Below are 6,316 nucleotides of genomic sequence, written 5' to 3'. Positions count from 1 at the left end.
GACCGAAGCGATCAACGGCAGATTGGAAGCGCTGCGGCGCAACGCTCTCGGATTCCGCAACCTCACCCACTACCGAATCCGATCACTACTGCACTGCGGCAACCTCACCCGCGCACTCGATGCACTCTAAAACCGGAAGAGCCATATATCCACTCCTGCAGGGACGAGCCGTCGGAGATGAACCCCACACTGTGATGACTCTCGTGCATAACCCGCTCGGTGTGTCGACACACGATGAGTTGAATGATCTCTGCAGCATTGCATTGTTCGAGAGTCTTTCCGGGGACTGCCTCGGGCAGCAGCTCCCGCATGGTGCGAGCTCGTATGCGCGGGATGGCGAGGTAGTGAGCCAAGGCGTAAGCAGTAGTCGTCTTACCCGATGAGTACGTACCGGAGATCGCGATGTTGTTCATGTGGGTCCTCCCGCGGGTTGTTGTAGGGGTGTCCGAGCGAGTTTGTGAGTGAGCTTGCAGGTGAGATTGAGCCCGCTCAGCGCACCGACGAGCGTAGCCGTCCGCCATTGGTCCCCTTGGATGGTGAGGATCCGGGAATCCTGTAGCGCGGTGTAGACGAACAAGTCGTTGCTTAGCGGAATCGGTGCGCGGGTGGTGGTGATGGTCGCCGACCTCATCCACAATGTGTTGCTTTCACTACGTCCGACACCGTCAAGCTCATACAGAAGTACTTGGCCCAGTTGAAGATTCGCGACGAAAACATCGATTGGGGACGCAGCTGGTTGGTACCGTCCCTCCACACCGTCGAGCGTCGGCTTCATGGTCTGGCTGAACCGTACCGAGCCTGAAGCCGAGCCTTCTGCGGTGTCAACCCGAACTCCGAGCAGTTCGTGGGTACGGTCCGCGAAACCGGTCCCGTAGTACCTGCGGCTCGCCTCGCCCAACAGAGCGTCGAGCGAGTGGTAGTTTCCTGACCCGATCCAGCGATGGCCGCTGGGATGTACCACGTCGAGCCGTACGTGCATGGAGCCGATCGACACGGCGATCGTAGATGCTCGCCAGAATGAGTCTGTGAGTGTCGACTCGATCACCGTCCCGGTGACGTGCAGAATTGCGAGGTCCTCTTGAGGTGCGGAGCCAGCTTTGATATGGATTTCCCGAATCCATGATGCGGACCGATCAACGCTGTCGAGTCGAAACCAGTGCGTCAGTACCGCATCGGCGATCTGGACACCCACGACGATGGCATCGAGCGAGCTCAGGTGTGGTCGTTGAAGACGGGATGCTTTCTTCTTCGACCAATCGCTCGGGTATTCCAGCTGAAGAGTTGTCTCTACCGTTTCGCTTGCTGCGGCATAGCGACACTCGACGGCGCCGAAACCGTAGCCCACTCGCCTGTAACCGTGACCGAAGAAACGCGTCGCGGCCGGCCCCAACGCATCGTCCACGTGCGCAAATGAACGTATCGGTGCACTCATTGCAACCTCCTGTCTCAATCAGGTCTGCCGAACCCCCGCACAGCCGGTTGGTTATAGGGGAAGACGCGAACGCGATATGCCTGTCAGGTCTTGCCAACTGATTCTGCGGGTCGTGTCCGTAGAATCGGAAGTGTCAAGTCGTAGGGGTATCACCAACACCACCTTTCGCTGCACCTGCAAAGACCCCACCTCACAACCTCATTCGGCGGTAGCGTTGGTAGTTCCACCCGGCAGGGTGCTGTGTGGGCCGACAAGGGGATCGCATGACGCTGGCTAGCGAGGACTTGATCACTGCCCGGACCGGATTCGAGGACCAACAACTGTTGTCCCGCATGGGTATTAGCATCACCCGATGTGACCGCGACCGAGTCGAAGGCACAATGCCTGTCGCGGGAAACAGGCAACCGATTGGGATACTGCACGGCGGTGCAAATGCGGTGCTGGCGGAGACCCTCGGATCGCTGGCCGCTTTGGTCTACGCCGACGCCAGTAACGGTGGACAGGCTGTGGGACTGGAACTTTCCTGCACTCATCACCGTTGGGTACTGTCAGGCGTCGTGCGTGGCGTGTGCACGCCGTTGCATCAAGGCCTCACCGCCGCAACCTATGCAATCGACATTGTCGATGAAACAGGCCGTCTGACGTGCTCGGCCCGACTTACATGCTCCGTTGTTCGTGCACATACAACCAAGTAACGCTCACCTGGAGGCACCTCGCATCATGGACGATACCCAATCAGAACGCTTCCTCCGGGGAGTTGCAAAAATTTCCGAAGTCGGCGGCAGCGCGGAAGCAATCTTCGCCGCGGTCGCTGACATAGCACCAGACCTTGGGCGATATGTCGCGGAATTCGCCTTCGGTGACATCTACGGGCGGCCGGGTATCGAACCACCCACCCGGCAGCTACTTACAATCGCCGCCTTGACTGCGCTCGGTGACAGCGCCCCACAGTTGAGGGTTCATATTCGGTCAGCTCTGCATGTCGGGGTCGAACCGGCAGTAGTCGTCGAGGCGATCCTCCACACGCTCGTCTTTGCGGGATTTCCCCGGACGGTCAACGCGATAGCTGTCGCTCGCTCGATATTCGACGAGCAGGGGCTGCTGCCGGTGTCACCTGTGGATACCGAGCAGAGCTGATCTCAGCGGTCTGACGCGATCTCGGATGCGAGGTGCCAGCTCGCAAGCAGCGCGAGCGATTCTTCGGCGGTGGACCCTGGAGCAGGGGAGAAGACGAACAACGAATGTTCTTCCGAGAGTCGAAGGACGTGGTAGTCGAGGTCAACTTCTCCGACCATGTTGTGCCGGAGAGTCTTGCGCCCACCGGACCGCATTCCGACAGTGTGTTTGGCCCACCGGGTCGCGAACTCCACACTTTTCATCGTCAGCTCGCCGACCAACGCCGCGAGTTCTCGGTCGTTGCGATGTTTGCTACTGACGAACCGCAGGTGTGCGGCGGTGCTGCCCGCGGCGTCGTCCCAGTCCACGAATACGTCCTTCGCGCGCGGGTCCAGGAAAACGAAACGCGCCAGGGTGGTCGAGTTGGTCTCACTGTCGGTCGCTCCTCCCAAAAGTGCTCGCGCCAAGGGATTCCATGCCAACACCTCGGTGCGGCGACCCAGAATGTACGCAGGACCGTTGGTAATCGACTCTATTGCCCTGACTAGGGCAATGGCAGGGCCCGAGGCTGGGGCGGACTCACCACCGGTGGTACCCGAGAGCAGGTCTTGCAAATATACAGTTTCATCGTGGCTCAATCGGAGCGCCCGCGCTACCGCGCTGATGACAGTGGGTGATGCAGACCGCACGCGCCCCTGTTCGAGCCTGCTGTAGTAGTCCGCACTGATATTGGCCAATAGGGCCACTTCTTCCCGCCGCAGTCCCGATGTTCGGCGCCGCAGCTGCGCGACGGGAAGGTCGGTGTCCGCAGGATCCACCGCCGCCCGGCGTTTGCGTAGGAAGTCACGAATCTCGTTCATAGGCACCATTGCTCCACTATCACCGATTATGCGGTGCCCAACCTGGTGGTGTCACACCCAGGACCGCTCAGCCCGGTAGTTCTTCGACCTTGGAGGCCAGCTGCTCGTGCACGACACTGGTTGCAGTCCAGAAGGTTTCACTAGCAATGCAGGCGCAGAGGAGCATCATGACCGACACAGTTCGTCCGTCACGGTCGTCACTACCGACCGAGGTTTCACCGGGTCCTATCCGAGGGAGACAGAAGATCATTCTGGCGATACTCCTGGGTGTCCAGTTTCTCATCGCACTGGACTTCTCCATTCTCAACGTCGCGCTTCCCGGCATAGGGCGCGACGTGGGTTTCACTCTCGACAACGTCCAATGGGTCGCGACATCATTCGCGCTCACCGCGACAGGTCTAACCCTGTTCTGCGGCCGTCTCGCCGACAGGGTCGGCCGCCGCCGACTGTTCATGGCAGGCATGCTGGTCCTGGCTGCCGCGTCGATACTCGGTGCCTCGGCGTCCACACCTACTATTCTGCTGACCGCACGTGTGTTGCAAGGGCTCGCAACTGCCATGATAGTTCCCTCCGGATTAGCCTTGTTGACAACATCGTTCGACGAAGGACCACAACGAGATCGCGCTCTTGGACTCAATGGAGCGCTTCTGTCGGCCGGTTTTACCGCTGGTGCTGTCTCTGGAGGCCTGTTGACCGGCTTTCTCAGCTGGCGATGGGCATTTTTGATCAATGTGCCCGTGTGTGTCGTCGCACTGGTCCTCACACCGATGTTCATTGCCGATCGGGCAGACCGTCGATCGGTGGCCATGGATCTTCCGGGTGCAGCTACCGTGACGGCCGGCTTGGTCGCCTTGGTGTACGGCATCACCGCGATCGGCAGCCATGGGACAGGGGATACTACGGGCTGGCTTTGTGTCGGTGCGGCAGTTGTTCTGCTGGCCGTCTTCGTTGTCATCGAGGCGAGGTCGCGAAATGCCTTGGTTCCGGTGCGAATTCTCACTCGTCCCTCGGCGCTGGGCGGGAACCTCGGGGGTTTCATTACCTTCACGATGTTCACTGCGCAGGTGTTCCTGCTGACCATCTACCTGCAACGAGTACTCGACTACTCCGCGGCGCAGGCCGGTCTGACCCTGGCCGTCCTCGGTTGCACCGCCTTCGCCGCAGGTATCTTCGCACCCAGGCTCATTGCGCTGCTTGGCAACAGTCGGCGCAGCCTGACGGTGAGCCTCGTCGTTCAGTCGGGAGCGACAGCTGCCCTCTACTTCGTCGGTGAGAGCCGGTCCGCTCTGATACTGATTCTCATCGCGACGGCTGTCGGCGGATTCGTACACTGTCTGGCCGTTGTGTCGTTCATGGTGACCGCTACATCCGGCCTCGACGACGGCGAGCAGGGAATGGCAGCAGGGCTGGCGTCGATGACACAACAATTGGGAATCACCCTGGGAATTCCGATTATGAGTGCGGTCTTCACCGCCCATATCCATTCGTTGGGCTATCCAGCCGAGAGCGGGGCCGGGGTGCTGGCTGGTACACAGTTCACACTTCTCTGCGATGCTGCGGTGGTGCTCGTCGGTGCCGTTGCGGTGTGGGTGATTCTTCGTCACGTGAGCAGCACCTTAGCGAAAAGCTCCGCTGTGCAAACTCAATTCGACGAGTCCGAGGCGACGGCCAGCTGACGAGCCCACGACACTCCGCTACGACAAATCAGCAAAATCTAACAACGAGGTCTCTGTGTACCGGGAGTCGGGCATCGTCCGCTCCCGGTACACAGGCATCTCGATCAATGCACTACTGGGGCGGCTCGGTGATCCATCAGCTTGCCGCCGCTGCGCCGTCGCATGGGACAACATGCAGCAGGGCTGCTGCCCGCTGTTCGAGTAACGAAGCAACCTTCTCCGCGGTGTCGCTCAGGGGGGTGGGCTGATGCAGAACGAGGCGTTGTGCGCCGTCGTCGACCAATTGGAATATATGCACGTCGAAGGTCAGCCGCCCGAACACCGGGTCGTCGATCAGTTTGACCTTGTGCTCCATGTCCGAGACATCGTGACTGTTCCACAGGTCCCGAAATTCTTCGCTTTCGGCACTCACGGTGTGGACCAATGCTCGGAAATCTTCGTCGTGGAAGCGGTTCGCAGCACCTGCCCGGAACTGTGCAACCGTGACTTTCGCAAGCTCGTCCGAGTCGACATACCGCGATCGGCAGTGTGGATTGGCGAAGTAACTTCTGAGTAAGTTGGTGTCGGTCTCTCCGAACCCGAACACACATCGTGCCGCGTCGTTCATGGCGGTGAAGTTCCACAGGTGATCGATGACAAACGCCGGCGCCGGCATCCATCCTTCGACAACCCCGGACAAGGAGATGGCGGAGGTCTCGAGCGGGGTGGGTGTGGTGTCGAGCGTGGCGGGATCGATGCCCGTGAGGCGATAAAAGTACACGGTTTCAGCCGATCCGAGTCGCAGAGCTCGCGCGATCGCACCCGCCACCGAAGCCGAGATCGAAATGTCGCGGCCTTGTTCGAGCCATGTGTACCAGGACGTCCCCACTCCGGCGAGCACCGCAACCTCTTCTCGACGCAAACCGGGGGTGCGTCGACGGGCGGATGCCGAAAACCCGACCTGGACAGGAGATAGTTTGCCGCGACGAGACCGTAAAAATTGACTGAGCTCTTCACGCTTGAGTTTGTGAGCTTCGTTGTCCCGCATTTAGCCCCCACTGGCAGAGTCATCGGACACTGATACTGACGGCGCAATCATCTTGCGGCCAGGCCCAGCTGTAGTGACACTGGCGTGTCCCCGGTGAACGGGGCCATTTTGTTTTAGAGTCTTGTTGCCCGTGAACTGGGCGGATAGGACGACGGAGAAACATGGCTGGACGAAAGCGCAACTCTGCTGAAGACATCGTGCGCAA

At 59.9% G+C, this 6,316-nt stretch carries 8 protein-coding genes; 4 read left to right on the top strand and 4 right to left on the bottom strand.

What is annotated here, in order from left to right; translation table 11 throughout:
• Positions 1-130, top strand: a 130-nt coding sequence (locus QMK17_RS25820; RefSeq protein WP_283512141.1) for a transposase, incomplete at its 5' end; no start/stop codon positions are given.
• Here QMK17_RS25820 and QMK17_RS25815 read toward each other — a convergent pair.
• Together QMK17_RS25815 and QMK17_RS25810 are read right to left on the bottom strand one after the other, a co-directional pair.
• Positions 105-413 (bottom strand): AAA family ATPase, encoded by a 309-nt coding sequence (locus QMK17_RS25815; RefSeq protein ID WP_283512140.1) that lies wholly within the window; start codon positions 411-413, stop codon positions 105-107. The two genes, QMK17_RS25820 and QMK17_RS25815, sit on opposite strands and share 26 nt — an antisense overlap.
• Positions 410-1,432 carry an AvrD family protein gene (locus QMK17_RS25810; protein WP_283512139.1) on the bottom strand — a complete coding sequence of 341 codons (1,023 nt, stop codon included), beginning with the start codon at positions 1,430-1,432 and terminating at the stop codon, positions 410-412. The genes QMK17_RS25815 and QMK17_RS25810 overlap by 4 nt, the downstream gene beginning before the upstream one ends.
• Before the next feature lie 263 nt (positions 1,433-1,695).
• Here QMK17_RS25810 and QMK17_RS25805 point away from each other — a divergent pair, with 263 nt between their 5' ends.
• On the top strand, positions 1,696-2,127 hold the full coding sequence (locus QMK17_RS25805) for a hotdog fold thioesterase (protein ID WP_283512138.1): 432 nt from the start codon (positions 1,696-1,698) through the stop codon (positions 2,125-2,127).
• Positions 2,128-2,152: 25 nt separating this feature from the next.
• Complete coding sequence (locus QMK17_RS25800; RefSeq protein WP_283512137.1) at positions 2,153-2,569, top strand: carboxymuconolactone decarboxylase family protein; 417 nt, start codon at positions 2,153-2,155, stop codon at positions 2,567-2,569.
• Between the two features lie 2 nt (positions 2,570-2,571).
• On the opposite strand, the gene QMK17_RS25795 is transcribed toward QMK17_RS25800, so the two are convergent.
• A complete protein-coding gene (locus QMK17_RS25795; RefSeq protein ID WP_283512136.1) occupies positions 2,572-3,408 on the bottom strand; it encodes a helix-turn-helix transcriptional regulator in 837 nt (278 codons plus the stop codon).
• A 167-nt stretch (positions 3,409-3,575) separates the two neighbouring features.
• Between QMK17_RS25795 and QMK17_RS25790 the strand changes: the two genes are divergently transcribed.
• Positions 3,576-5,084, top strand: coding sequence for an MFS transporter (locus QMK17_RS25790; protein WP_283512135.1), 1,509 nt, complete (start codon positions 3,576-3,578; stop codon positions 5,082-5,084).
• Positions 5,085-5,220: 136 nt separating this feature from the next.
• Here QMK17_RS25790 and QMK17_RS25785 read toward each other — a convergent pair whose 3' ends face one another.
• Positions 5,221-6,111: a helix-turn-helix transcriptional regulator gene (locus tag QMK17_RS25785; protein WP_283512134.1), complete on the bottom strand. Its 891-nt coding sequence runs from the start codon at positions 6,109-6,111 to the stop codon at positions 5,221-5,223.
• Positions 6,112-6,316 lie beyond the last annotated feature (205 nt).

Origin of the sequence: Rhodococcus sp. G-MC3, assembly GCF_030063335.1 — a bacterium.
In the GTDB taxonomy this organism is placed as follows: Bacteria; Actinomycetota; Actinomycetes; order Mycobacteriales; family Mycobacteriaceae; genus Rhodococcoides.
This window is presented reverse-complemented; position numbering and strand designations above follow the sequence as displayed.